General features: G+C 62.6%; 18 protein-coding genes and 7 pseudogenes. 13 read left to right on the plus strand and 12 right to left on the minus strand.

Going from position 1 to position 22,865, the window contains the following annotated elements; all coding sequences use genetic code 11:
* Positions 1 to 313: 313 nt before the first annotated feature.
* Positions 314 to 1,146, plus strand: a pseudogene (locus tag KB879_RS33065) (transposase); the annotation flags it as partial.
* Here KB879_RS33065 and KB879_RS33075 read toward each other — a convergent pair.
* A pseudogene (locus KB879_RS33075) lies at positions 1,141 to 1,275 on the minus strand (IS110 family transposase); the annotation flags it as partial. The pseudogenes KB879_RS33065 and KB879_RS33075 sit on opposite strands and share 6 nt — an antisense overlap.
* Positions 1,276 to 1,749: 474 nt before the next feature.
* Here KB879_RS33075 and KB879_RS33080 point away from each other — a divergent pair.
* The 3 pseudogenes from KB879_RS33080 to KB879_RS33090 all read left to right on the plus strand — a co-directional run.
* Positions 1,750 to 2,723: pseudogene (locus tag KB879_RS33080) on the plus strand (IS110 family transposase).
* A gap of 38 nt (positions 2,724 to 2,761) precedes the next feature.
* Positions 2,762 to 3,688, plus strand: a pseudogene (locus KB879_RS33085) (alpha/beta fold hydrolase); the annotation flags it as partial.
* Positions 3,689 to 4,143: 455 nt separating this feature from the next.
* Positions 4,144 to 4,482 (plus strand): annotated as a pseudogene (locus KB879_RS33090) (efflux RND transporter permease subunit); the annotation flags it as partial.
* Positions 4,483 to 4,570: 88 nt separating this feature from the next.
* Here the strand turns inward: KB879_RS33090 and KB879_RS33095 are convergent.
* The 3 genes from KB879_RS33095 to KB879_RS33105 all read right to left on the minus strand — a co-directional run bounded on the left by KB879_RS33095 (position 4,571) and on the right by KB879_RS33105 (position 7,794).
* The gene (locus KB879_RS33095; protein ID WP_211983697.1) at positions 4,571 to 5,602 is read right to left on the minus strand and encodes an XdhC family protein; all 1,032 of its coding nucleotides are present in this window, start codon (positions 5,600 to 5,602) and stop codon (positions 4,571 to 4,573) included.
* Between the two features lie 92 nt (positions 5,603 to 5,694).
* Complete coding sequence (locus KB879_RS33100; RefSeq protein WP_211983699.1) at positions 5,695 to 7,062, minus strand: MFS transporter; 1,368 nt, start codon at positions 7,060 to 7,062, stop codon at positions 5,695 to 5,697.
* A gap of 75 nt (positions 7,063 to 7,137) precedes the next feature.
* The gene (locus KB879_RS33105; protein WP_211983702.1) at positions 7,138 to 7,794 is read right to left on the minus strand and encodes a DUF302 domain-containing protein; all 657 of its coding nucleotides are present in this window, start codon (positions 7,792 to 7,794) and stop codon (positions 7,138 to 7,140) included.
* Positions 7,795 to 8,336: 542 nt separating this feature from the next.
* Between KB879_RS33105 and KB879_RS39730 the strand changes: the two genes are divergently transcribed.
* Complete coding sequence (locus KB879_RS39730; protein WP_249221486.1) at positions 8,337 to 8,489, plus strand: hypothetical protein; 153 nt, start codon at positions 8,337 to 8,339, stop codon at positions 8,487 to 8,489.
* 26 nt (positions 8,490 to 8,515) lie between these two features.
* Here KB879_RS39730 and KB879_RS33115 read toward each other — a convergent pair whose 3' ends face one another.
* From KB879_RS33115 to KB879_RS33125, 3 genes and pseudogenes are all read right to left on the minus strand, one after another.
* Positions 8,516 to 9,202 carry an enoyl-CoA hydratase family protein gene (locus KB879_RS33115; RefSeq protein ID WP_249221487.1) on the minus strand — a complete coding sequence of 229 codons (687 nt, stop codon included), beginning with the start codon at positions 9,200 to 9,202 and terminating at the stop codon, positions 8,516 to 8,518.
* Positions 9,203 to 9,234: 32 nt separating this feature from the next.
* Positions 9,235 to 10,171: pseudogene (locus tag KB879_RS33120) on the minus strand (ketopantoate reductase family protein).
* Positions 10,172 to 10,182: 11 nt separating this feature from the next.
* On the minus strand, positions 10,183 to 10,641 hold the full coding sequence (locus KB879_RS33125; protein ID WP_211983704.1) for a MaoC family dehydratase: 459 nt from the start codon (positions 10,639 to 10,641) through the stop codon (positions 10,183 to 10,185).
* 199 nt (positions 10,642 to 10,840) lie between these two features.
* On the opposite strand from KB879_RS33125, the gene KB879_RS33130 reads away from it, so the two are divergent.
* Positions 10,841 to 11,515, plus strand: a complete 675-nt coding sequence (locus KB879_RS33130; RefSeq protein WP_211983706.1) for an alpha/beta fold hydrolase — start codon at positions 10,841 to 10,843, stop codon at positions 11,513 to 11,515.
* Positions 11,516 to 11,628: 113 nt separating this feature from the next.
* Here KB879_RS33130 and KB879_RS33135 read toward each other — a convergent pair whose 3' ends face one another.
* Positions 11,629 to 12,579, minus strand: a complete 951-nt coding sequence (locus KB879_RS33135; RefSeq protein ID WP_211983708.1) for a GlxA family transcriptional regulator — start codon at positions 12,577 to 12,579, stop codon at positions 11,629 to 11,631.
* Between the two features lie 171 nt (positions 12,580 to 12,750).
* Here KB879_RS33135 and KB879_RS33140 point away from each other — a divergent pair, with 171 nt between their 5' ends.
* Together KB879_RS33140 and KB879_RS33145 are read left to right on the plus strand one after the other, a co-directional pair.
* Positions 12,751 to 13,560, plus strand: a complete 810-nt coding sequence (locus KB879_RS33140) for an SDR family oxidoreductase (RefSeq protein ID WP_211983710.1) — start codon at positions 12,751 to 12,753, stop codon at positions 13,558 to 13,560.
* A 259-nt stretch (positions 13,561 to 13,819) separates the two neighbouring features.
* Positions 13,820 to 14,556, plus strand: a pseudogene (locus tag KB879_RS33145) (enoyl-CoA hydratase-related protein).
* A gap of 34 nt (positions 14,557 to 14,590) precedes the next feature.
* On the opposite strand, the gene KB879_RS33150 reads toward KB879_RS33145, so the two are convergent.
* Positions 14,591 to 14,941, minus strand: coding sequence for a MarR family winged helix-turn-helix transcriptional regulator (locus tag KB879_RS33150; RefSeq protein ID WP_249221488.1), 351 nt, complete (start codon positions 14,939 to 14,941; stop codon positions 14,591 to 14,593).
* Between the two features lie 562 nt (positions 14,942 to 15,503).
* On the opposite strand from KB879_RS33150, the gene KB879_RS33155 reads away from it, so the two are divergent.
* Positions 15,504 to 15,827, plus strand: a complete 324-nt coding sequence (locus KB879_RS33155) for a DUF3562 domain-containing protein (RefSeq protein ID WP_249221489.1) — start codon at positions 15,504 to 15,506, stop codon at positions 15,825 to 15,827.
* Positions 15,828 to 16,045: 218 nt separating this feature from the next.
* Entirely contained in the window at positions 16,046 to 16,276 is a 231-nt protein-coding gene (locus KB879_RS33160) for a hypothetical protein (protein ID WP_211983714.1), read from the plus strand.
* Between the two features lie 295 nt (positions 16,277 to 16,571).
* Here KB879_RS33160 and KB879_RS33165 read toward each other — a convergent pair whose 3' ends face one another.
* The 3 genes from KB879_RS33165 to KB879_RS33175 all read right to left on the minus strand — a co-directional run bounded on the left by KB879_RS33165 (position 16,572) and on the right by KB879_RS33175 (position 18,758).
* Positions 16,572 to 17,900, minus strand: a complete 1,329-nt coding sequence (locus KB879_RS33165; protein ID WP_211983716.1) for an acetamidase/formamidase family protein — start codon at positions 17,898 to 17,900, stop codon at positions 16,572 to 16,574.
* Positions 17,901 to 17,989: 89 nt separating this feature from the next.
* Positions 17,990 to 18,337, minus strand: a complete 348-nt coding sequence (locus KB879_RS33170) for a GNAT family N-acetyltransferase (RefSeq protein ID WP_249221490.1) — start codon at positions 18,335 to 18,337, stop codon at positions 17,990 to 17,992.
* 142 nt (positions 18,338 to 18,479) lie between these two features.
* Positions 18,480 to 18,758 carry a hypothetical protein gene (locus KB879_RS33175; RefSeq protein WP_211983721.1) on the minus strand — a complete coding sequence of 93 codons (279 nt, stop codon included), beginning with the start codon at positions 18,756 to 18,758 and terminating at the stop codon, positions 18,480 to 18,482.
* 224 nt (positions 18,759 to 18,982) lie between these two features.
* On the opposite strand from KB879_RS33175, the gene KB879_RS33180 reads away from it, so the two are divergent.
* Genes KB879_RS33180 through KB879_RS33190 form a run of 3 tightly spaced genes read left to right on the plus strand, consistent with a single transcriptional unit; the run spans position 18,983 to position 22,860 of the window.
* Positions 18,983 to 21,769: a PAS domain S-box protein gene (locus KB879_RS33180; protein WP_211983723.1), complete on the plus strand. Its 2,787-nt coding sequence runs from the start codon at positions 18,983 to 18,985 to the stop codon at positions 21,767 to 21,769.
* Positions 21,769 to 22,161, plus strand: coding sequence for a response regulator (locus KB879_RS33185; RefSeq protein WP_211983725.1), 393 nt, complete (start codon positions 21,769 to 21,771; stop codon positions 22,159 to 22,161). Before KB879_RS33180 ends, KB879_RS33185 begins: the two co-directional genes overlap by 1 nt.
* 12 nt (positions 22,162 to 22,173) lie before the next feature.
* Positions 22,174 to 22,860, plus strand: coding sequence for a response regulator transcription factor (locus KB879_RS33190; protein WP_211983728.1), 687 nt, complete (start codon positions 22,174 to 22,176; stop codon positions 22,858 to 22,860).
* Positions 22,861 to 22,865 lie beyond the last annotated feature (5 nt).

Genomic DNA, 22,865 nt, shown 5'->3' on the forward strand with positions numbered 1-22,865 from the left:
AGAAGCGGGCAGGCGAACTTGCCAGGTGCTGCCATCGGATGGACGCACGATGCTCAGCACGAGGTGCAGACGCCTGGAGCTGCTTCGTCGATGACAGCGTGTCCGGCGGCGTAGCGCGATCAGACGGACCTAAAGGAGAGGCCTTCATCCGCTATTGCCCATGACTGAGGTGGCGCCACACGGCCGCTGCTGCATCCTTTGCCTCGAAAGCAGCGATGATCGCGCGATGTTCCGCCACGGCTCCATGCACTCGAATCCCTTCCCTGCAAGCTGCCGGTAAAGGCCATAGCCGCATGGGCCTGCCTCGTAGACGATGCGGATCCGGCGCGCTTTAGACTGCAGGCGTTTGCACAGGCGATCGGTGTGCGCGCCATCGCTGATCCCGAAGAAACCCGGCGAGCGCGTCAAGACCGATCGGCGCGATGCGGTCAAGCTCGTGCGATCGCTGCGCGCCGGTGACCTCTCGGCCGTGTATGTGCCCAGCGTCGAAGACGAAGCATTCCGCGATCTGTCACGCGCCTGGGTCAGCGCCAAGGACGATCTGAAGCGCGCCCGCCAACGGCTGAAGGCCTTTCTGCTTTCGCACGGTGTCCGCTACAGCGGCAGAGCTGACTGGGGACCTGCGCATCGGCGCTGGATCAGTGCCTTTGCGTTTGACATCGCCTGGCAGCAACTTGCCTTTGACGAATATCGACGTGCCGTCGAAGACCGGCTTGCCCAATGCGCCCGCCTCGAAGCGGCCCTGCGCGAGGCAGTGATCAACTGGCGTTTCGCATCACCAAGACCGGCAATAGCTACGCAAGAAAGCTGCTCGTCGAGGCTGCCTGGAGTTACCGGCACCCGGCACGTGTGAGCCCCGACATCCAGCGCCGGCACGAAGGCATCCCAAAGGCTATCGTTGACCGGTCCTGGGACGCCCAGGTTCGACTGTGCCGGCGCTATCGGAGACTTGCCGCACGTGGCAAGAACCCGAACTATCCGGCTGTACTGGGCTTGCAGGCCATGCGCGGAGTGCAGTTCACCACAGCGATAGGCATCCTCGCCGAATTGGGTGATCTCTCACGCTTTGCGCATCCTCGCCAACTAATGGCCTGGCTCGGTGTGACGCCCGCCGAACACTCGTCAGGCGAAAAACGGCGCCAAGGCAGCGATATCTGCCTTCGAGGTACCGATCTTGCCAAGCAGTTCGACCTCGCCCGCGCCGAGTGCGTAGGCGACCGTGATCGAGTCCTTATGGACATCCAACCCGACATACAAAGTGCTATCGTGTTCCATGCTGGCCTCCGCTCTGGAAATCGCTGGGTGTGGCACTGTCCACACCATGCGGCTCTGGCAGTCATGCTAACCCGTGTTTGATTCCTTGTGGCAGGCCAGCCCTCTTGCCCCCAGGGGAGTCATACTGACTAAGATTGTCCATCCGTCGCAGCCACCATATCGGTTGCCTGGCGGCGCTCGCCAAGCAGGCAACCGATCGCGGCTACATAGCGTTGATCGCGACTCAGACCCGGCTGGCAAGCGCGTCGCCCTTATGGGGGTAATCGTTCAAAACGTGCAATATGTAACGGTGACTCCCCGGGAAGCCGCTTACAGCAAGGCTTTCCGGTTTCGCTTCACTTGAGAAACCGCTTCTTCTGCAAGCTCTTGAATCACAAGCGTTTTTGGAGGCCAACCGTATCAATTTACTGAGATGGACCCGGCGCCTCCCTTCGGGGGACACTGTCGGCCTAACCTGACACGTGGAGGTTCATCATGGAAATCGACATTCTCGGCATCGATTTCGCCAAACATGTGTTCCAACTCCATGCGCCGACCGCCGTGGACGGACTGTGCATCGAGCGAAGGTCTCGCGTGGCTCGCTCCTGGAGGCCGTGCGCACACTAAAGCCGGGGATGGTGGTCATGGAAGCCTGCAGCACCGCCCATCACTGGGCACGGCGCTTCCAGTCGCTCGGCATTGAGGTCCGGCTGATCAGTCCACAGTATGTGTCGCCCTTCGTCAAGACCAACAAGAATGATCGCAACGACGCCGAGGCAATTGTCGAGGCCGCCAGCCGGCCCGCGATGCGTTTCGTTTCAGTCAAATCGGTTGAGCAACAGGACATCCAGGCTGCGCACCGCATGCGTGCGATCCTGCTACGCCACCGTACGGCCATGATCAACCAGATGCGCGGCCTGCTCGGTGAGCGCGGACTCACGATTTCTCGCTCACCCGAGGCGTTCATGCGGGCCATCCCGGACCTACTCAGCAAGAGCGCCGACGAATTGACGTCGTTCTGTCAGACGCTGCTGACTGAAATGTTGCAGCACCTGCAGGCGATTGAGGAACGCGTCCATCTGATCGAAGCGTCGATCCAGTCGTTCATGAAGCGATCCGCGCTCTGCAAGAAGATCGCGGAAGTACCTGGCATTGGTCCGATTACCGCCACGGCCATGGTTGCTGCTGTCGGCGACGCGAAGCAATTCAGGAATGGCCGACATCTGGCGGCGTGGCTGGGCCTGGTGCCACGCCAGTACTCGTCGGGCGGTAAGCCTCGTCTGCACGGCATCAGCCGGCGCGGCGACACATACTTGCGGACTTTGCTCATCCACGGGGCGCGGGCGGTCCTCCGCTACGCAACGAAAAAGGTTGATCCGCAGAGCATCTGGCTGCAGCAGCTGATCGCGCGGCGCGGGCACAATTGCGCGGCAGTGGCGCTGGCCAACAAGAACGCGCGCGTCATCTAGGCGCTGCTCAGCAGTGACGCAACCTATGTGACACGAAGCGCGGCTTCGACTATCCGTATCCGGTGCACAACTTCTCCTTCATGTCACAGCGCCAGGCCATGAAGATGGCATACATGGAGGTGCGCCCGAAGCAGCCAAACGGTCGGGTAGCCGTGCTGCTGCATGGCAAGAACTTCTGCGCTGCGACATGGCAAGAGACGATCGAAAGCCTCGCTGACGCTGGCTACCGCGTGATTGCACCTGACCAGATCGGCTTCTGCAAATCGACAAAGCCGCAGGAATACCAATATTCCTTTCAGCAACTCGCTGCCAATACGCACGCGCTGCTTGCCTCGTTGAATGTGTCAAAGGTCACGCTGATCGCGCATTCCACCGGCGGCATGATCGCGACGCGCTACGCGCTGATGTATCCGCAACAGACGGAGCAACTGGTCCTGGTCAATCCGATTGGCCTGGAAGACTGGAAGGTAAAGGGCGTGCCACCGATTTCAGTCGATCAGTGGTATGAGAGTGAGCTTCAGACCAGCGCCGACAGGATTCGCCGCTACGAGCAAGGTACCTATTACGCGGGGCAATGGAACACCAGCTATGACAAATGGGTGCAGATGCTGGCCGGTATGTACAGGGGGTCGGGCAAAGAGGCGGTGGCATGGAATTCGGCGCTGCTGTACGACATGATCTATACCCAACCCGTCTTGTATGAATTTGGCCGGATCTCCATGCCAACGTTGTTGTTGATCGGAGATAAGGACAATACCGCGATCGGCAAGGAATTCGCGAAGCCAGAAGATCGCGCGGCATTGGGCAACTATCCCGAACTGGCGCGGCTCTCTGTCGAACGCATTCCGCACGCGACCCTGGTCGAGTTCCCGGATCTCGGACATGCACCGCAGATTCAGGATCCGCAGGCCTTCCACAAAGCCTTGCTGGATGGACTGGCCAAGCTTCGCGTGACGCCAAAGTGATTGCGGCGAGCACATGACCGGCCCCGATATACGGGGCCGGGATACTCAGAACGTGTGCTTAATCATCCCGACCAAGAAGCCACTCTGCCCTTTCCCGCTAATGGGTGTCAACTCGTCGCCGGCACTTCTATATACGGCGCGGGGTCCCAGGCAGATTCCGGACTGACAGAATTGCTTCGTTCTACGAATGCGCGATAACTGCAGCGAACTCGCGAATTCAGCACGCCGGGCAAGGTCGACTACGGGAAGACGGCATCACTGCCCCCGACCGTAAACAAGGAGATAGCTCTCCGTTTAAGACTGCGACTCTGACCTGCACATGCAGTGCGCCCCTTCGTCCGTCCAGCGCATCTGTCGCTTCTTAGCCATGCGAAGGCTGACGACCTGGTTCACTGCGGACTCCGCGATGCTACGGGACTCGCTGTCCCGCAGCGCCGATCAACGTGAAGCCGGCAATCCTGATGCGCAATACGCTGATCCTGATCATGCAAATCCAGCAAAACAAGAGCGAGGGACTGGCGCCGTACGACGCTGTCGTCGAAGCGACGGTGCAACGTGCCCGGCCAGTGATCCTGACCGCGCTGGCGGCGATCTTTGCCTTCATCCCGCTGACGCATTCGGTGTTCTGGGGAACGTTGGCCTACACGCTGATCGGCGGCACCTTCGCCGGCACGGTCCTGACGCTGGTGTTCCTGCCAGCGATGTACGCCATCTGGTTCCGGATCAGGGTTCCTGCGGATGCGGGCGACAGGAATCCGGAAGCTTCCACGGTCTTTTCGTATTCCGCGGAGTGAGCGACGGGAGCCCGGACACTCCCGCTGCCACCACTTGACTCGGCAGGCTGGCGTTCTTCCTTTCTCTGGACTCAGCCTGGCGCTGACCTCAGCCACATACGAGGTCGCCTGGCTGAGGCAGATCTCCTGGTATAGCCAACGCTGACTTTGCCCTTTCCACCTTCAGGACATCTGGCAAGGAGACGTGGTTCCTGGCGGCCACCACCTCGGCCAGAATCGAGATTGCGATCTCCGGCGGAGTACGGCTGCCGATATAGATGCCCGCCGGCCCACGTAGCCGCGCCAGCTGCTGGCCGGTCAGGTCGAATTCCGTCAGGCGCTCGCGCCGTGCCTGGTTGTTTCGGCGCGAACCCAGCGCGCCAACGTAGAAGGCCGGGGTGCGCAGCGCCTCCATCAGTGCCAAGTCGTCCAGCTTGGGATCGTGGGTCAGCGCGATGACTGCGCAGCGTTCGTCCAGCGCCATCGCCACCACGGTGTCGTCCGGCATGGTGCGCACCATGGTGACACCAGGGACGGTCCAGGTCTCGGTATATTCCTCGCGAGGGTCGCACACCGTCACATCGAAGCTGAGTCCGACGGCGATCTCGCAGAGGTATTTCGAGAGTTGCCCGGCGCCGATCACCAGCATGCGATAGCGCGGGCCGTGGATCGTCAACAAGGACTTGCCGTCGAACACCAAGCCGTCGGTGGCCGTGGCAGGTCCAAGCGTCGCGGTGCCAGTGGCCATGTCGAGCGTGCGCGTCACCAGCCGACCGGCTTCCACTGCGCCTAGCAGTTCGCGCAATCCACTTGCGGAGGACACCGGCTCGGCCACAAGTTCGATGGTGCCGCCGCAGGGAAGACCGAAACGGTGGGCTTCCTCGGCGCTGATGCCGTATTTGATCGCCTCAGGGCCGCGGTTGTGAATGCCTTCGCCGCGCGTCCGGTCAATGATGTCGTCCTCGATACAGCCGCCCGAAACCGAGCCCACTACCAGGCCGTCGTCACGCACCGCCAGCATCGCGCCCGCCGGTCGCGGCGACGAGCCCCAGGTACGGACCACCGTCACCAGAAGGCAACGGTGTCCCTGCTCCTGCCAGCGGACACTGCTTCTCAAGACCTCGAGATCCACGCTTTCCATGATCCTTCCCCACCTGCCATCCAGCCTGCGTATGCTGCCCCGGGAAGCGTCGCAAGCTGATGTGTGTTATCGACACCGGGGCCGCAAGAAGCTCACGCTTCGCTGGCAACGCCCGGCTGCGGCGCCGGCTCCGCCGCGCCCGCCCACCCCTTGTAGGCGACGGCCATGGCTGCAAACAGCGCAGGCACCGCAAGGATGCTGAGAATCGAACTCATACCGAGGCCAAGCTGCAGCAGCGTGCCGCCGGCAACGGCGCCCAGGATGCCGCCGAAGCGCCCGATTCCCAGCATCCATCCCACCCCGCAGGCACGGCCGTGGGTGGGATAGAACGAAGCGGCCAGCGCCGGCATGGAGACCAGGCCAGCCCCCATGAACAGCCCGGCAATCGGGGTCAGCATCGTCAGGTATGCGCCGCTGGTCGCCTGCCCCATCGCCAGCGTGAATACGGCGGTGAAGACATACGCCACGCCGATCACGCGATGCGGGTCGATGCGATCCATCAGCCAGCCGCAGGCAATGGCGCCCAGCGTGCCGCCCAGTGGAAACAGCGCCGCAATCAGCGAGGCCTCGGCCACGGTCGCGCCGGCCTCCTTGACTAGCGTCGGCATCCAACTGGTCACCAGGTAGAAAACCAGCACACCGAGGAAGTAGGTGGTCCAGAGCATGAGCGTTCCCGTCCGATATCGCTGCGACAGGATCAGCCCGAGCGGTGAGCGCAACTTGTCAGCCTGGTCTTCCGGCAACGTGAATCGGGACGCCTGGATTTTCGCCGAGCCCGCGATGCGCCGCAGCACCGCCTGGATCTTGTGGGCTGGCCAGTCGCGCAGCACCATGAACCGGATCGATTCCGGCAGGGCAAGTACCAGCAGGGCGAGGACCATCGGAGCCGCTCCGCCAACAATGAAGACGCTGCGCCATCCCCATGCGGGAATAATGAGGGCGGCCAGGAAGCCGCCGCCCGCCGCCCCGAGCGTAAAACCACAGAACATGCTATTCACCAGGAAAGCGCGACGCCTGGCTGGCGCATACTCGGCCAGCAGCGTGGTCGCGTTCGGAATCGCCGCACCAAGCCCGAGACCGGTCAGTAAGCGCCAGCCGGACAACTCCGCGGCGGATTGCGCCGAGGCAGTGGCCAGGCTGAAAAACCCGAAGACAGCCACGGAGACAAGCAGCACGGCCTTTCGCCCGAACCTGTCGGCGCACGGTCCCGCGATCAGCGCCCCCAGTGCCAGGCCAACGAGCGAAGCGCTGAGGACATTGCCGAGGACAAGCTTCGAGACGCCCCACTCCCTGGTCACCGATGGCGCCACATAGCCGATCGCGGCAGTGTCGAAGCCATCGGCCACCACCACCAGGAAGCAGACGATGAGCACCATCCATTGGTAGGGGGAGAATCTCTGGTTGTCGATAAACGCCTGGACGTCTATCGTCCCCGGCAGGGTGGACTTCTGTGGTTTCATGCGACCGTCTCCGTATGTATTTTGCGTGTTTGCCCGTCGTGCCCGGTGGCACGCTCGGGTTCCCTGTTGCCAGGCTTACCGCTGGGCGGCCAGCTGTGTGGCCCGCTGGATCACGTTCTCCAGCTTTCGGTCGAGGACGAGGCCGATCGCTGTAACAGCCGGGTTGCCAAACTGGCCGAACAGCGTGGAAGGCTGGTCGAAGTCGACCTTCACCACGCCAGGTTCCGCTTCATAGACCAGCACGGACAGCGGTGCATAGAGGCCGGCGCGGATATCGAGGCTGGTCATCTGCAGTGCAATCCTCGGGTTCCCCACGTGATAGCGCCTGGCTTTCCTGTGCGAGCCAACCATGGCGAACAGCGCGCCATGGTCCTGCGCCGCGAAGATCATCAGTCCTTGCTCGCCCTCCATGCGCGCCATCTTTGCGTTTGCCCCAGCGGGGTCGTTGGCAAGGGAAGCCATAACCGCCCGGTCGAATTTTCCCAGGATGGACTCGAAGCTGCGCGTGAATGCTTCATAGTCGATGCGTAGCTCAAGCGTCCTGTGCACGATGCTGACAGACTGTGAACCGGCCTGGGCCCGGGTAACTTCCGCCTGTCCTGTGGCCTGTTCGCCACCATGTGCCGCGGCATACGTCAGTACCAGCGTGGCGGACAAAGCGAACGCGAATGCGCGTCCTAGTTCTTGTCTCATTCCTCCTCCTACGTCACTCAATAGAATGATGATCGTCATACAGCACGGCAAAGGATCTGCGACCTCGCTATGAGTCGCTCTCGTGTCTATACCGCAGCTCTCTGTCAACCTTTCGATCAGCCCCCCGATATATCCGGCGTCTACATGCTAGTCAGGGGAACCGGCACGGTCAAGGAAGATCACGCTGCCCTCCCCTTGGTGCTATCCCTAAGGGCAAGGCCAGACAGTGCCGGCTACACGTCACTACGCGCTGACATCCAGGCCGAATCGGATGCAATGATGATCGTAATGCTATATATTTGGCAGACACATACGCCTTCAATCTGCACACTCTGACCATGCGTTATCCAGTCGGCCAGAAAGCCGAAACCCACAAGCACATCGTCAAGGCTGCTTCCACGCAATTCCGCAAGCACGGTGTCAATGGCAGTTGATGAAGAGCGCCCGGATGGCGCATGGCGGTTTCTACGCACACTTCGGATCCAAGGACGCCTTGATTGCCGAGGCAATCGATGCCGCCTTCGACCAGACCATGGAGTTTCTCGAGCAGGCAGCGCAAGAGCGCCATCGTTGGCGCCTATGTGAGCAAGAAGCAGCGCGATAATCCCGGATCGGGTTGCGCGATCGCGGCGCTCGGCACCGATGTTTCGCGCCTTGACCCCAAGACGCGGAAACGCTTCGAGGCGCTGGTCACGTCGCTGATCGATCAAGGCGCTGTGCCGGCATGCCCATGAGCGCACGCTCGACGACCAGGCGAGCGTCACAATCGCGTCCCTGCGGGAAGCCTCATCACTACTTCCCGCGACCAGTTCGACCCCATGGCCTGCCGCGGCCCTTGCGCAAGCCGTGCCGCCAGCGCGATCGCCACCGCGCCGGCCTGTCCGGCTTCAACCAGCTGGTTGACGACCCTGAAGTGCTGCAGCTGCTCCGCCGTGATGCGATCGCCGGCCAGGGCCAGCTGCGTCAGCACCTGCCGAGACAGGCTCTGCGCCAGCAGGCCCGTAATGCCGCCATCCGGTGTCAGACCCACCTTCACATAGGCGATCGAGAAGGCCGCACCGGCCGATGCCACAAGCAGGTCGCAAGCCAATGCCAGAGAGAAGCCCACGCCCGCCGCGCCGCCTTCAACCGCTGCCACGATCGGCTTCGGATAATCGCGCATCTTGCACACCACGTCGTGCAGGTGCCCCAGGCGCTCAATGCGCTCCTCATAGGTCAGTTCCCGCCGCTTGCTGACCAGCTCCAGGTCGCCGCCCGCACAGAAGTAGTTGTTGGCGCCGGTCAGCACGATCGCGCCAATCTCCGGATTGTCCGCGGCAGTGCCCAGCGCTGCGCGAATGTTGTCATAGAGGTCAGCCGCGATGGCGTTGCGCTTGCCGGGATTGTTGATGGTGAGCACCAGCACGCGGCCTTCCGTGCGCTGCAGCAAAGACGAAAAAGTGGTCATGTCGTGAAGCCTGTAAGCGGAGCGAGGTCCGATCAGCCTGCAGTCTGTTGGGCAGCGCGTTGACGTTCATAGACCTGCAGGTGGCAATAGGCCGTCGGCTCAACGGGAGATCGCGCCCGCGTTCGGCAGCGCATGCAACGAGATCGCCGACGATGGCGTCGGCTTCGATGCGTGGGGCGCCCTGGGCAATATCCCGCATCATCGAGGCCGCCCAGGTCGAGGAACTGTCCAGCAAGCGGCCCTGGATGGCATCGGAAACGGGTTCCGGGATGGGGTGGCCGCACAGCTGCGCCACCGCCTGGCACTCCGCCATCGCGTCAAGCATCAGGCGACGACCGTCTTGCGTCTGCATGATGTCCGCCACAGTGCCTCGCATCAGGCATGTCATGATCGCGCCCGCGGCGATCATGGCCCACTTGTTCCACAGCTCCTGCTCGATCGCGCCCGATACCTCGCGCGTGCCCGCCGCCCTGGACACCAGCGCATGGACTCCGCGGCCAGCGCCGAAGTCTGCGCGGCGCGCGGCCCGACCACCAGCCGGTCCATGCGGCCAGCGTGCAGGACGGTTCCGTCCGCGGCCAGCGTTGTCGCAATGTACGAGACGCCACCCAGCACGCGCTCCCTGCCAAAGCGATGATCAAGCCGGTCATAGGCAGACAGGCCATTGAGCAGGGGCAATATCGCGGTGCCGCGGCCGACGGCCGGGCTGATCGCTGCGATCGCGTCGTCAAGGTCATAGGCCTTGCAGGCGAGCAGGACGAGGTCGTACTGCGCATCGACCTCGCCCGCCTGGACTGTTCTTACCGGGCGATGGAAGTCGCCAAGCTCACTGCGCACCGCCAGTCCCTCGCGTTCCAGCGCCTGCGCGCGTCCAGGCCGCACCAGGAAAGTCACGTCCGCGCCCGCCTCGATCAGTCGCGCGCCGTAGTAACCACCCATTGCACCGGCACCGAGTACCAATATCTTCATGGCGCCCCCGTTTAAGCGTTACCGCCGGAACGGCACTGCACGACCAGATTGACGACGCCGGCTTGCACGGGTTCGTCATGCTGGTTGAGGGTTGTGATGCGCACCTTCACGATGCCTTGATCAGGACGCGACTTCGAGGTCCGCACCTCCAGGATCTCGCTCTCGACATGCAACTCATCGCCGGGGCGCACCGGCTTGGGCCAGCGCAACTCCTCGAAGCCCGCGCCGATGATGCCGCCCGCGGGGCGGAGTTCGCCGTCGACCAGCAGGCGCATGGTCAGTGCCGCCGTGTGCCAGCCGCTCGCGGCCAGGCCGCGGAACAGGGTGTCGCGGGCAGTCGCATCATCGAGATGGAAAGGCTGCGGGTCGAACTCGGCGGCGAAGGACTTGATCCTGTCTGCCTCGACGCGCAGCCGCCCGGAACCGTATTTCTGGCCTGGCGCCAGATCCTCGATGTATTGAATGTTCATATTTGCTCCTCCAGATTGTTGGGCAATACCGCGGCCTGGGCAATGCCGCGGCCCAAGGTGGCACACCGGGCGCGTAAAAGCAGTTCTTACAGGAGATAGATCTTGTCCGTGTCGCAGCTCGCAGGCTTTCGCCAACGCATAACTAACTCGCTCGTGCTGAATTCACGGCTTCCTCGATAGCCATGTCGGATGGGATCCGTTGATCGCCCAATGGCCCGCACAGGCGATCACCATCGTTGCGCCGGATCTACGCGGTGCTGGCGCGTGGCGCAACGCCGGCGGGCCCCACTCGCTTGAGCAGGCGGTCGACGACGTCGCCAGACTGATCGTTGAGGACGAACTTTACGCCGCGGCGCTGGTGGGCCACGGCGTGGGCGCGCAGATCGCTGAACTCGTGGCCGCGCGCCTGCCGGATCGCACTGCAGCCCTGGTGCTGATCACGCCGACACCGCTGGCCGGCAACACTCTGCCCGAAGACGTCCGTACCCTGCTCCGCAACTGCAGCGGCGATGCGCCTGCCCAACGGGCAATCCGCAGGATGTTCTCGCGCCAGCTCCCCGTCAATCAGCTGATGCGCCTGACCGATCCTGCAAACATGATGGAAAAGGCTGCCGTGAAGGCCTACTACGACGCCTTCACCGGCGGCCACCCCAGCGGCAATGCGCCCGGCACCTTTGCCGGCCCGGTGCTGGTGATTGCGGCGAACGAGGATCCAGTCATTCCGATCGCAATGGTCGAGCAGGCTTGCTCGGCGCGCTTTCCCGGCGCGGCAATGGCCGTCATCGAAGACTCCGGTCACTGGCCGCCGATGGAACAGCCGCAGACCACCGCAAGCTTGCTGGCTTCGTTCCTCCGCCTGCCCGTTGAGTGCTGACAGGCAGCACTCAAGGCGCTGCCTTGCAGATAGGAGCATATTCTCGTAGGACGAAATCCAAAGCCTTCGACGCTCCGTGTATCTCACTGTATCTGACGCAGGAGCCCATATTCCTACGCGGCCCAAACTTCGTCGCCGCGCGCCATGCGCCGGATGGCCTGCGGCGGCTGCCCGTAGGCCCGCAAGAATGCGCGCCGCATGCGCTCGCGATCGCCAAAACCGGTATCCCGTGCCACCACATCGATGGCATGGCGGCCGCTTTCCATCATCAGTCTGGCCGCCTCCACGCGCAGATGCTCCACTGCCTTCGCTGGCGTTTGGCCGGTTTCGTCCCGGAACGCGCGTGCGAACTGGCGCGGACTCAGGTGCGCCGCCTCAGCCATCTTCTCCACCGAAAGCTCCAGTTGAAGGTTCTGGCGTGCGAAATCCAGCGCCGCCCGGATCCGGTCAGACCGGGGCTCCAGGTCAAGCAGTGCCGAAAACTGAGACTGCCCGCCGGCGCGGCGGTGGTACACGACAAGCTTCTTCGCCACATCGCGTGCGACGGCGCCCCCAGCATCTTTCTCCACAAGCGCCAGCGCCAGGTCGATGCAGGCCGACATGCCGGCCGAGGTCCACACCGGGCCATCGATGATGAAGATCCGGTCTTCTTCCACCGCGATGTTTGGAAAGCGCCGCCGCAACTGCTCCGCGTAGTACCAGTGCGTGGTGGCGCGTCGGCCGTCCAGCAGCCCGGCTTCGGCCAAGTTGAAGGCGCCGGTGCAGGTAGCACCAATGCGCCGGGACGTACGCGATGCCCGTTGCAGGAATTTCACCAGCCCGGGTGACGCAGGCATAGCGTCGTTGTCTCCCACCACCAGCACAGTGTCGAAGCGGCGTCGGCCAAACGGCTCGGTGTTGACCGAAAAGCCGCCGGAACTCAGCACGGGGCCACCGTCTTCGGAGATCAGGTGGACCTGGTATAGCGGCTGCAGGAGCGAGCGGTTGGCAAATTCCAGCACCGTCGATACGGCAAGGTTCAGCGCCTGGAACCCGGGATATAGGACGAGCGCTACGTGATGCATATGGAACTCCTCGGGCCGTCTTGGCGCCGTCTGTGGCCATGGCAGAAAAGGTGGCATCTATGCCATTGGTGTCATCGCCATTGTGCGCCTAATCTTCGTTTCACGCAGCCACTAGGAAATTCCCCACCGACTGCCAGACGCATTCTTCCCCACCGACCATGGAATTCTGACATGACAACCCACTCCCACTCCCACGCCGGCACCGCACTCATCACCGGCGCATCTTCCGGCATCGGCGCCATCTATGCGGACCGCCTCGCACGCAGGGGCCATGACCTGATCCTGGTTGCACGCAGCCGCTCCCGGCTCGAGGCACTGGCCCGCCGTATCACCGACGACACCGGCCGCTCGGTCGAGATCGTGACCGCAGACCTTGGGCTGGCTGCCGATGTCCGGCGCATCGAAGACCTGCTGCGCTCCGATGCCAGCATCACCACGCTGGTCAACAATGCCGGCGTTGGCGCCGCGGCACCGTTGCTGGTGTCGGATGTCGACAAAATGCAGGCGATGATCGAGCTCAATGTCACGGCTCTGACTCGTCTCACCTATGCCGCAGCCCCGGCCTTCGTGGCACGCGGCGAAGGCACCATCATCAACATCGCTTCGATTGTCGCGGTGGCGCCCGAGGTTCTGAACGGGGTCTATGGTGGCTCGAAGGCCTTCGTGCTGGCCTTTACCCAATCGTTGCAGCATGAGCTTGCCGGCAAGGGCGTGCGCGTACAGGCCGTGCTGCCCGGGGCTACGCGAACCGAATTCTGGGATACCGCCGGCCAGCCGGTCGAGAACTTGCCGCAAGGCATTGTCATGAGCGGCGACGACCTGGTCGATGCCGCGCTTTCGGGGCTGGATCAGGGCGAGGTGGTTACCGTGCCGTCGTTGCCTGACGATGCCGACTGGAAGGCGTTCGATGCTGCACGTGCCGCGCTCGGCCCCAATCTCTCGCGTGACCAGCCTGCGGCCCGGTACGGCGTGGCGCGGTAATTCCACGTCCGGACGGGCGCCGGTTGCGGCGCCCGCAGGCCTTGTCGTCCGGCGGCAGGCCTTTGGTTGCTACCTGAACCTTGTTGGCGGCGTGGAGGCCGACGCACGGCGTGCAGCCTCGCCAGAGTCAACTGGGTGCGGTGATGGGCGTCCGACACCGCTTTTAACTGTCCAGAGAGCGGATCGAAGGCTCGCGGTCTGGCGCAGGGTTACTTCGCATGCGAATTATCTATATACTTTGCATGCGAACCTAACACTGATGCTCGCACGGAGCATGCAGCTTGCCCGGCCGGACAAGAAAAATGCCTTGACGGACGAGATGTATGGCGCACTCGCCGACGCTATTCAGCAGGCGCAGCACGGCCCGAATATCCGAGTCCTGCTGATTCAGGGGGACGGGGACATGTTTACAGCCGGCAATGACATCGGCGAGTTCGCCGTGATCGCCGCGGGAAAGGGCGCCAGCGAAGTCAAGTGCATCGCTTTCTGCACGCCCTCGCCAACTCGACCGTACGGATTGTCGCCGCGGTCAACGGCAAGGCCGTCGGCGTCGGGACCACGATGCTACTGCATTGCGATTACGTCGTGCTCGGTCAGGACGCGCAGCTGATCACACCCTTCGTTAATCTCACCCTTGTTCCCGAAGCGGCTTCAAGCTACCTGTTGCCGCTGCGGATCGGCGCCTTCGAAATGTTCGCACTGGGCGAGCCGCTTGACGCGCAAACCGCAGTGGCCTGGGGCATCGCGAACAAGGTTTGCGCCAATGACCAGTTACGGGCCGAAGCGCGCCGGATGGCCGAGAAGATTGCCGCCAGGCCGCCCGGCTCGCTCAGCGCAATGAAAAAGCTGATGCGCGATGCGGAAAAACTGGTTTCGCAGATGCACAGCGAAAGCGCCAGGTTCGAGGAGCGGCTAGCCAGTGCTGAAGCCAGGGAAGCATTCTCCGCCTTCGCCGAGAAGCGCAAACCGGACTTCACCAAGGTTGCCGGGCAGTAAGTCGACCGGCCTGGCTTTCCAGCCGCAGCCCAGGCTATGGCTCGCCCTCGTCGGCGGCCGGAAACTTTGTCTGCAGGCTGGTCAGCCACCGCGCCACCACGTCGATCTCGGCTGCGGTGAGACCTCCCGTCAGTCTGGTATTCAATACCTTCATGCTCGCCTTGGAACGCTGGCGAGCAGTGCGCCCTGCATCCGTCAACCATAGGCGCGATGGCCGGCGGTCGGTCCCGTCCGGCCGGCGCTCGATCAGGCCTGCCCTTTCGGTCCGGTCGGCCAGGCCGCTCATCCCGGGCGCCCCCAGATCCAGCGCCGCCGCAGCCTCGCTCATCAGCGCGCCATCGTTCCCGCCCAGAAAGAACAGCAGCCCGGCCTGGGCTGATGTCACACCACCCGCGGCAGTGCGCGCTTGCGATCACCGCTGCAGGCGCCGCTGGCCCACGTTCAACAGATAGATGAGGCGACTTCCATGTGTACGACGGCATAGGAGAAGGGATTTCGTTCGCATGCGAATATATCATGCACCCCCTGTCCTCATTGGCTGAAGGTGCTGCTGGTGCTGGGCAGCGGTGCGGGGGCGGACGTCTTGCAGGCGATCCGGGCCGCTGTCCGCCCTCACGGCACCGCTGACCTCCCCCTTCTTCCGCACGATTGCGCCGAGTGAATCGTGCGTGCAACCGGTCAAGAAGCCAGCGTCTCAAAATCCGGGCACCAGTGCACCAACCAATCGGTTGTTCTCCGACGCCGCCACCCGAATGAGGCGAAGCCACTGGTAGCGGGCCTGGCGAGGCTGCATTCCAGCAGCGCACTGCTCGGGACAGCGTCCTCGAAGCAGTGCTACCGCAGACGTCACATCAGTACGACAGCCGCGGCCGCGAATAGGCACTTCTGCTGTCACCTGCGCGAAAGAGAATGGAAGGGGAGCGATGAGAACGGAGGATCAAGACCATATGGTCGCGAGTATCGCGGTCCACACGGGCTTCCCCCCAGAGTTGGTCAGGGAATCCTACCTCGAGCTAAGCGCGGATGCCCGTGTGCATATGTATCTGCCGCTATTCGCCGCAAAACGCACAATCGCTCGGCTTCGCAGCTTGAAATCTGATGCGACAGCGCAAACTCCCGCCAACCCGGACGCGGCTCGGGACGATATCCCATCCGGCACCCGTGTGGCAGCCAAATCCCAGGACTTTACCTCCCTTACTCTCGCGGCACAGCCCGCGACGGGAGCTGGGCGCTTGACCTGGGTGGCGCCGCAGTGGTACCAAACGCCTTAGTAGATAGGTTGGGAAATAGCCTGCAATAATTGCCGAAATGTAAACCGATGCGAGCTTTCGGACTGTTGGCTGGCCCCAACGGAGCGATGAGCCATCGAGGCGCTTCGATGACATGGCCAATACACCCACGACGGGCGATGTCCCTGTGATCGCTATGCGCGCATGTATCCACACCGGACAGCCGTTCATCCTTGACGATGCAGAAAGCGACGAAACCTATGTCGAAGACCATAAAGAAGCGGTACCTGAAGGCGCTCAACCGAAACCTGAAGAAAGAGTCGGCAGGCAAGTTTGACACGGCTTTTGTTTTCTATCCGCTTGGCTCGAAGCCAAAGGACGCTACCGGCGTAGCGGCGAGCGCCCCAGCCGACGCACAGGTCCTGGCAGTCATGGACGCAGTACAAGCCCGCGTGTTCGCTGAGTTCGAGGATTCCGCAAAGATGGGATAAATGGAACGCGAACTCAAGCTGGAACTGCTGCGGTGCCTTGCACAGCGTGGCGCTTCGGCCCGCCCGTACTGGCGCCAGCATTGTTGACGAGGATGTCCACCTCGACCCGGACAAGGCCGTATTTGCGGTCAGCGCCATGATCGGGGCTCTGCTGGTATCTCGTGTAATGGCCGACGCACTGCGTCGGCGCGCTTTTGCTCATAGATGATGGTTAGCGAAGCGCCTCCCGAACACTTCGAAGTCGTCCTGGCACCGGGGCAGGCCGGAGCTATGTCCACGTAGCCTGTTGGCTACTTCAGTCCAGTAGGTACTTCTCCCGCGCCAGGCGGCCGATTCCGATACGATCGAGTATGGCCAGGGGGCACAGGAACGTCACGCGAACCGTGCCGGGTAGCCTGCTGATATCGATCGAACCGGTAATCGTCGCACGATTCAAGACTTCGTCGTAAGGCAGACCGGTCATGCCGGCAGCGCGCTGCAATCCGTTCGTTGTTGCAGCGTTCAAATCGACACCGCTCCCGATGAAAGTAATGGGTGCCGACTCCTCGATCTCAATCTGTCCCCAGCGGGCACCTAGCTCGCGCACCTTCTCACGCTCCTCCTTCGTCATCGGCCGCGCCAACGGCGGCAGATCCTCAGCGTTCTGGAGAAGAATCGGGCCGCCGATCGTCAGGTTCTTTATTACCTCGATCTGCAGTTCCGTTTCACCGGACACATCGGTGGCATGCCCAGCAATCTCGCCATTTCCCTGTTGCGCATGCATGTCACCGAGGTACACGCCGGCGCCTGGCACTCGGACCGGACAGATAAGGACTGCGCCCTCGCGTACCGAGTTGGTATCCATGTGACCGTCGGTCTTGGCCGCATGCAGTTCCTCATTCGTCATCGCGAACCGATGCGGCGCTCCGATCAGGTACTGCCCAAAGTCGGCACAGTTGTGCGAGTCGGGAATATCGCGTGCAGGCGTGGTGCCAATATTTCCGAGGAACGGCCGCATGCGCGACGCAACGCCTGCCATGTCCGCCCGCGCCAGCGACAGGATCGAATGCTGCGCAGCAAGTTCCGGCAGTGCGGACATTTCTGGTGCTTTGCCCGCAAGGCGATTTGCAATCTCCTGATTTACCGTCAGACTCAGTTGGTTCTCATGGTCGAGGACGATGACGTAGCCATGGCTAAAGCAGAAGGCACTCACTTCCGCACCACAGTTATTGCAGCGAATCGCGTCGTGGCCAATACCCTCTACGTGACTGGCCGGATGCTCGGTACCACATTGACCACAGAACTTCGCCACGAACGGATCGCCGTGGTAGCGGCCTTCGACGAACTTCATGACTCCAGACGACGTGGCGAACGACGTCACCCGCATGTGCCGGATCTTGATTGCGACTGCGTCACCAACCTCGGCTCCCGCGATCGCGACGGGCTGAGTCACCTCATGACCGCCTTCGAAGGCCGGTGTGATCATCGGCCCCCAGCAACCCGGAGGCGTGCCGGCAACCAGGGTCCCCCCGTCCGCGAGCGGCCCGAGCATCGGCTGACTTGGGCCGATCACACCTTGCGTGTAGGTTTGAACCCGTAGCCAATCCACGGCGTTCGAATTACGTTGATTTGCGTTGGCCGTCATAACACGTTTTCTCCTTGGTATCGTCAATGGGATGCTCAGCGCCATCTGAGCAGATCCGATGCGAAGCTGACTCATGGCACCGGTGTTGCTCACAACGCGGACTGCATCAAGGTCCCGATCCCGTTCAGATCGCGGCGGAACCCGTGAGCGGCGCGCACTGATTGTGGCAGCGCTGAAATGTCGATCGGGGCGAAGCCCAGGCGTGCGAAGTATCCGGACGCACTCTTGGTCTCCAGCACGATTGATTTGACGCCTCGCAGCCGCAGGTCAGCCACGATGGCCGCCATCAGCAGTTCGCCGAGACCTGCGGATCTTGCACGTTGCACAACGACGAGAACGCGAAGCACGCCCGTGGTCTCGTATCGCTCGATTCCGGCGCAGCCCAGAAGCCCGGCGTTGTCGCGGGACACGATGTACTGCGTGACTTGTTCGCGCATCCCATCGACTGCAAGTAACGAAGCGCTCAGAAGCGCTTTCACCTCCGGCCAGTCATCTTCAGTTGCATATCGCGGTCGCATGGCGTCCTCCCACAAGCGAGTGTGCCCCCCCAAAGGAGGACGGAATGAGGCTGGCAGCGCGTTAGCGCAGAACGTCACCCAGGTGCCCCAGCGCAATACTCATGACATACATCGAGCTTGCCAGCACCATCAGCAGCATGGCGCCCGTCAACGTGCGCTCAACGTCTGGACAGCAATCGTCGACACCGATGCTTAGCGGCGCCAGCTGACGGCGGCCAGGTGGTAAGCCGTACAGCCGACGCGCTTGACGGCGATAATGAAGAGCACGGTTCGCGTCATCAGGAGACACCGGAATGCCACCTCGGCTATGCAGCGGCACCATTGCCATGGATGCTTCCATCTGAAGGCTGCGTTCCAGTAGACAAGTTATCCCAGAGGCCAGCGGCAGTTCCATTGGACATTGGTATTGGTGAGAACTGCGCGCAGGCGCTTGTGCGACGTGCCGGACGCAGCTGAGCCGCTACCACGCAGCCACTGAGCGCCAGGACCGATACCAAAGTATATTGACTACCCGACCGCACCCAGCGATCGTGGCGTTATGGAAAGCCGGCAAGATGAATCGTGATGGAAAGTGACCTCAGACGCACCCTCGATGCGCTGCCAGGGTTGGTATGGACCGCCTTTGCCGACGGTCGCGTCGATTTTGTGAATCGGCGCTGGTGCGAGTACACCGGGCTTTCTGGCGAGCAAGCGTCGGGCGAGTGCTGGCTGACGGCGTTCCACCCCGACGACCGGCCCGCGCTGGTTGAAGCGTGGCGGGTCACCATCGCTTCTGGCGAGCCGGGCGAGGCGGAAGCGCGCATGCGGCGCTTCGACGGCGTGTATCGCTGGTTCCTGTGCCGTGCCAATCCAATTGTCAACGCTGCCGGCGAGGTCGTGAACTGGTGCGGGATCAACACGGACATCGAGGAGCGCAAGCAAGCCGACGAAGCACCGCGTCTGGACGAACAGCGCTATCGACGGATCGTGGACAGCATGCCCACCCGGGTCATCCTCTTTACGCCGGAGGGTGAAGTTTTTCATGCCAACCGCCATACGCTCGATTACGCCGGGGCGACACTCGAGGAAGTCAAAGCCTGGAAGAGCAACGGCATGCTGCATCCGGATGACCTGGAAGCGATCGTTAGCCGGATGCAAGCGTCGCTCCGGACTGGCCAGCCGTATGAGGCCGAGTCCCGCCACCGCCGTGCGGACGGCGTCTACAGATGGTTTCACGTGCAGGGCTTTCCATTGCGCGACAGCGCGGGCCGAATCGTTCTGTGGCATTTTCTGCAGACGGATATCGACGATCGCAAACGCGCCGAAGCACTCCTTGCGGCCGAGAAGCGTCTGCTCGAGATGATTGTCACCGGGCAACCTTTGCCTGCGGTGCTGGACGACTTGTGTCGCCATGTCGAGGCTATCTCCGACGACTGTCTCTGCAACATTTCCATGATTAGTCCCGACGATGTCACCTTCCAAGAGGGGGCGCCGCAACACCCTGAGTTGTCCAACATCGTCCCTGCGGACGGTAGCCCGGTCGCGGCCACACCGGGCCCTTGCGGGCTGGTGGCCACCACCAAATTGCCGTGCATCGTGCCGGATGTAGCAGCGGAGGCGCGCTTTGCGCAGCCATGGCGGGAGCACCTTCTGGCCCAGGGACTGCGCGCCTGCTGGGCCGCACCCATTCTGTCGCGCGCCGGCGAAACGCTCGGCACCTTTGCAATCTTTCGCTCGGAACCAGGGCATCCGACTTCTTTCCAACGCGATCTGATCGAGCAGCTCACCCATGTCGCGAGCATTGCCATCGAACACGCGCGAAGCAACCTCGCATTGAAGAGAAGCGAGGAAAGCTTTCGCGCGATCGTGGAGACGACGCCGGAATGCGTGAAGGTCGTCGCGCGCGACGGCACCCTGCTGCGCGTCAACTCGGCCGGCGTCGCCATAGCCGGAGCACCGTCCGAGCATGCCCTGCTCGGACGGAATTTCTACGATTTCGTCGCGCCGGAACATCGCAACCGCTACGTCGAGTTCAGCCACGGAGTCTGCTCCGACGAAAAAGATTTTCTGGAGTTCGACATTATCAACATGCACGGCGAGCGAATGCACATGGAAACCCATGCCGCACCGATGCGGTGGACCGACGGAACGGTGGTGCAACTCTGTGTGACGCGCGACATCACGGCGCGCAAACGGGCCGAAGAACAACTGCGGCGAAGCGCAGCGCTGATGGCGAATGTGGAAAAACTCAGCCTGAGCGGGAGCTTTAGCTGGCGTCCGGCAAACGGGGAGATCACCTGGTCGGAACAGCTCTATCGCATTTACGGGATCGAGCCAGGGGTGCCGATAACGACGGACATGATCGCGGCACGTGTCCACCCTGGCGACCTTCATCTGCTGCATGCCATGCTCGAGCATGCGCAAGAAGGCAAGGACCTTGACTGCGACTACCGCCTGCTAATGCCCGACGGCACGGTCAAGTACCTGCTCATACAGGCCCACGCCACGCGTGACCCGCAGGGCCGGCTGGAATACAACGGCGCCGCGCAGGATGTGACCGAGCGGCGTCAGTCAGAAGAGGCGCTCGGCAGCCTGCGCGCCGAACTGGCCCACGCTTGCCGGGTCAACAGCCTCGGTGCGCTGACCGCCTCGATTGCGCACGAAATCAGCCAGCCGCTGGCTGGCATCATGACCAACGCGAGCACAGGCTTGCGCATGCTGAGCGCGGAGCCACCCAACGTCGACGGCGCGCTCGACACCGTGCGACGCACAGTGCGCGACGGGCGCCGCGCTTCGGATATCCTGACGCGCCTGCGCGCGCTGTTCAGGAAGGAGGCCGTGACGACGGACGCGATCGATCTGGTGGAAGCGGCACACGAGGTCGTCGACATGCTGCACTCCGAGACCCGTACGCGACGAATCCTCCTGCGACTGAAAGCCGCCACCGATCTGCCACCTGTAACAGGCGACAGGGTCCAGCTACAGCAAGTAGTGCTGAATCTTCTTCTCAACGCCATGGAGGCGATGGACGGCGTCCACGACCGCCCACGGCAGACGCTGCTCAGCATCGAACGGCACGATGGGGAAAGCGTTCGCCTGGCCGTGACCGACTCCGGCGTCGGTTTCGGCCCCGAGCACGCGGGCAAGCTCTTTGATGCGTTCTACACGACCAAAGGCGGAGGCATGGGCCTCGGCCTATCCGTGTCCCGTTCCATCATCGAGCGTCATGGTGGCCACCTGTGGGCGACCCCTAACGGAAGCGTCGGCGCCACGTTTTCATTCTCCCTCCCATGCCGGCCGGACATCACGGCAGCCGCCGCCACGGCCCAGCCCGCACGCGCGGAGAATGAACAGTGCGCGAGGGCCCTGTGATGGACGAGCGCTCGCTGATCGCAGTGGTCGACGACGACGAATCAGTGCGCGAATCCCTGCCTGACCTGTTACGCGAGTTCGGCTTTGCAGCTCTGGCTTTTGCGTCGGCGGAGGAATTCCTGGATTCCGGCTGTGTCTGTCAGGCTCGATGCCTCATCCTCGATGTCGCCATGACAGGCATGTCCGGGCCGGACCTGCAGCACGAACTCCTGCGATGCCATCACTCCGTCCCGATCATCTTCATCACGGCACACGATGACGAGGCTCAGCGCCGGCGTCTGCTGGAACTGGGCGCCGTCGAGTACCTGTTCAAGCCATTCAGCGACACCGCTCTGCTCGCTGCGATCCAGACCGCGCTCCGGGCGGACTGGAACGACCCCAGGAGCCTGTGATTGGAGTTGCCGATGACACCCACCCATACCGCGGAATGCATCCCGGAACCGTCGTCGGTTCACACCCCGCCTGTCGTCCTCGTCGTCGACGACGACATCTCTGTGCGTGAATCGCTGGAAGCGATGATCCGCCTGGCGGGTTTCAGGGTGGAGACGTTCGCCTCCGCGCAGGCGTTTCTTGAGTGCCCGCGTGCCACGGCCCCTAACTGTCTGGTACTGGACGTCAGCCTTCCCGATCTCAGCGGCCTTGACCTGCAGAACCTGATCGCATCTGAGCGCCCCGACATGCCGATCATCTTTATCACCGGCTATGGCGACGTGCCGATGACGGTGCGGGCCATGAAGGCGGGAGCGGTTGAATTTCTCACCAAGCCTTTCGAAGATGAAGTCCTGCTTGACGCGATCCGGCAAGCCATCGAGCGTAGTCGCGCGACATTGGAAGAGAAAGCCGAGCTCAGCGCCATCCAGGACCGCTACGCCTCACTCAGTCAACGGGAGCGTGAGGTCATGGCGCTGGTGGTATCAGGCCTCCTGAACAAACAGGTAGGAGGCGAGCTGGGCATCAGCGAGATCACAGTCAAGGCGCACCGCGGGCAGGTCATGCGGAAGATGGAAGCACGTTCACTCGCCGATCTGGTGACCATCGCGGCGAGACTTCGGCTTGCCGGCAATCCAAGGACAGCGCCCAGGGCACGGTAAGCCAT

Origin of the sequence: Cupriavidus sp. KK10 (genome assembly GCF_018223725.1) — a bacterium.
Taxonomy (GTDB): domain Bacteria; phylum Pseudomonadota; class Gammaproteobacteria; order Burkholderiales; family Burkholderiaceae; genus Cupriavidus; species Cupriavidus necator.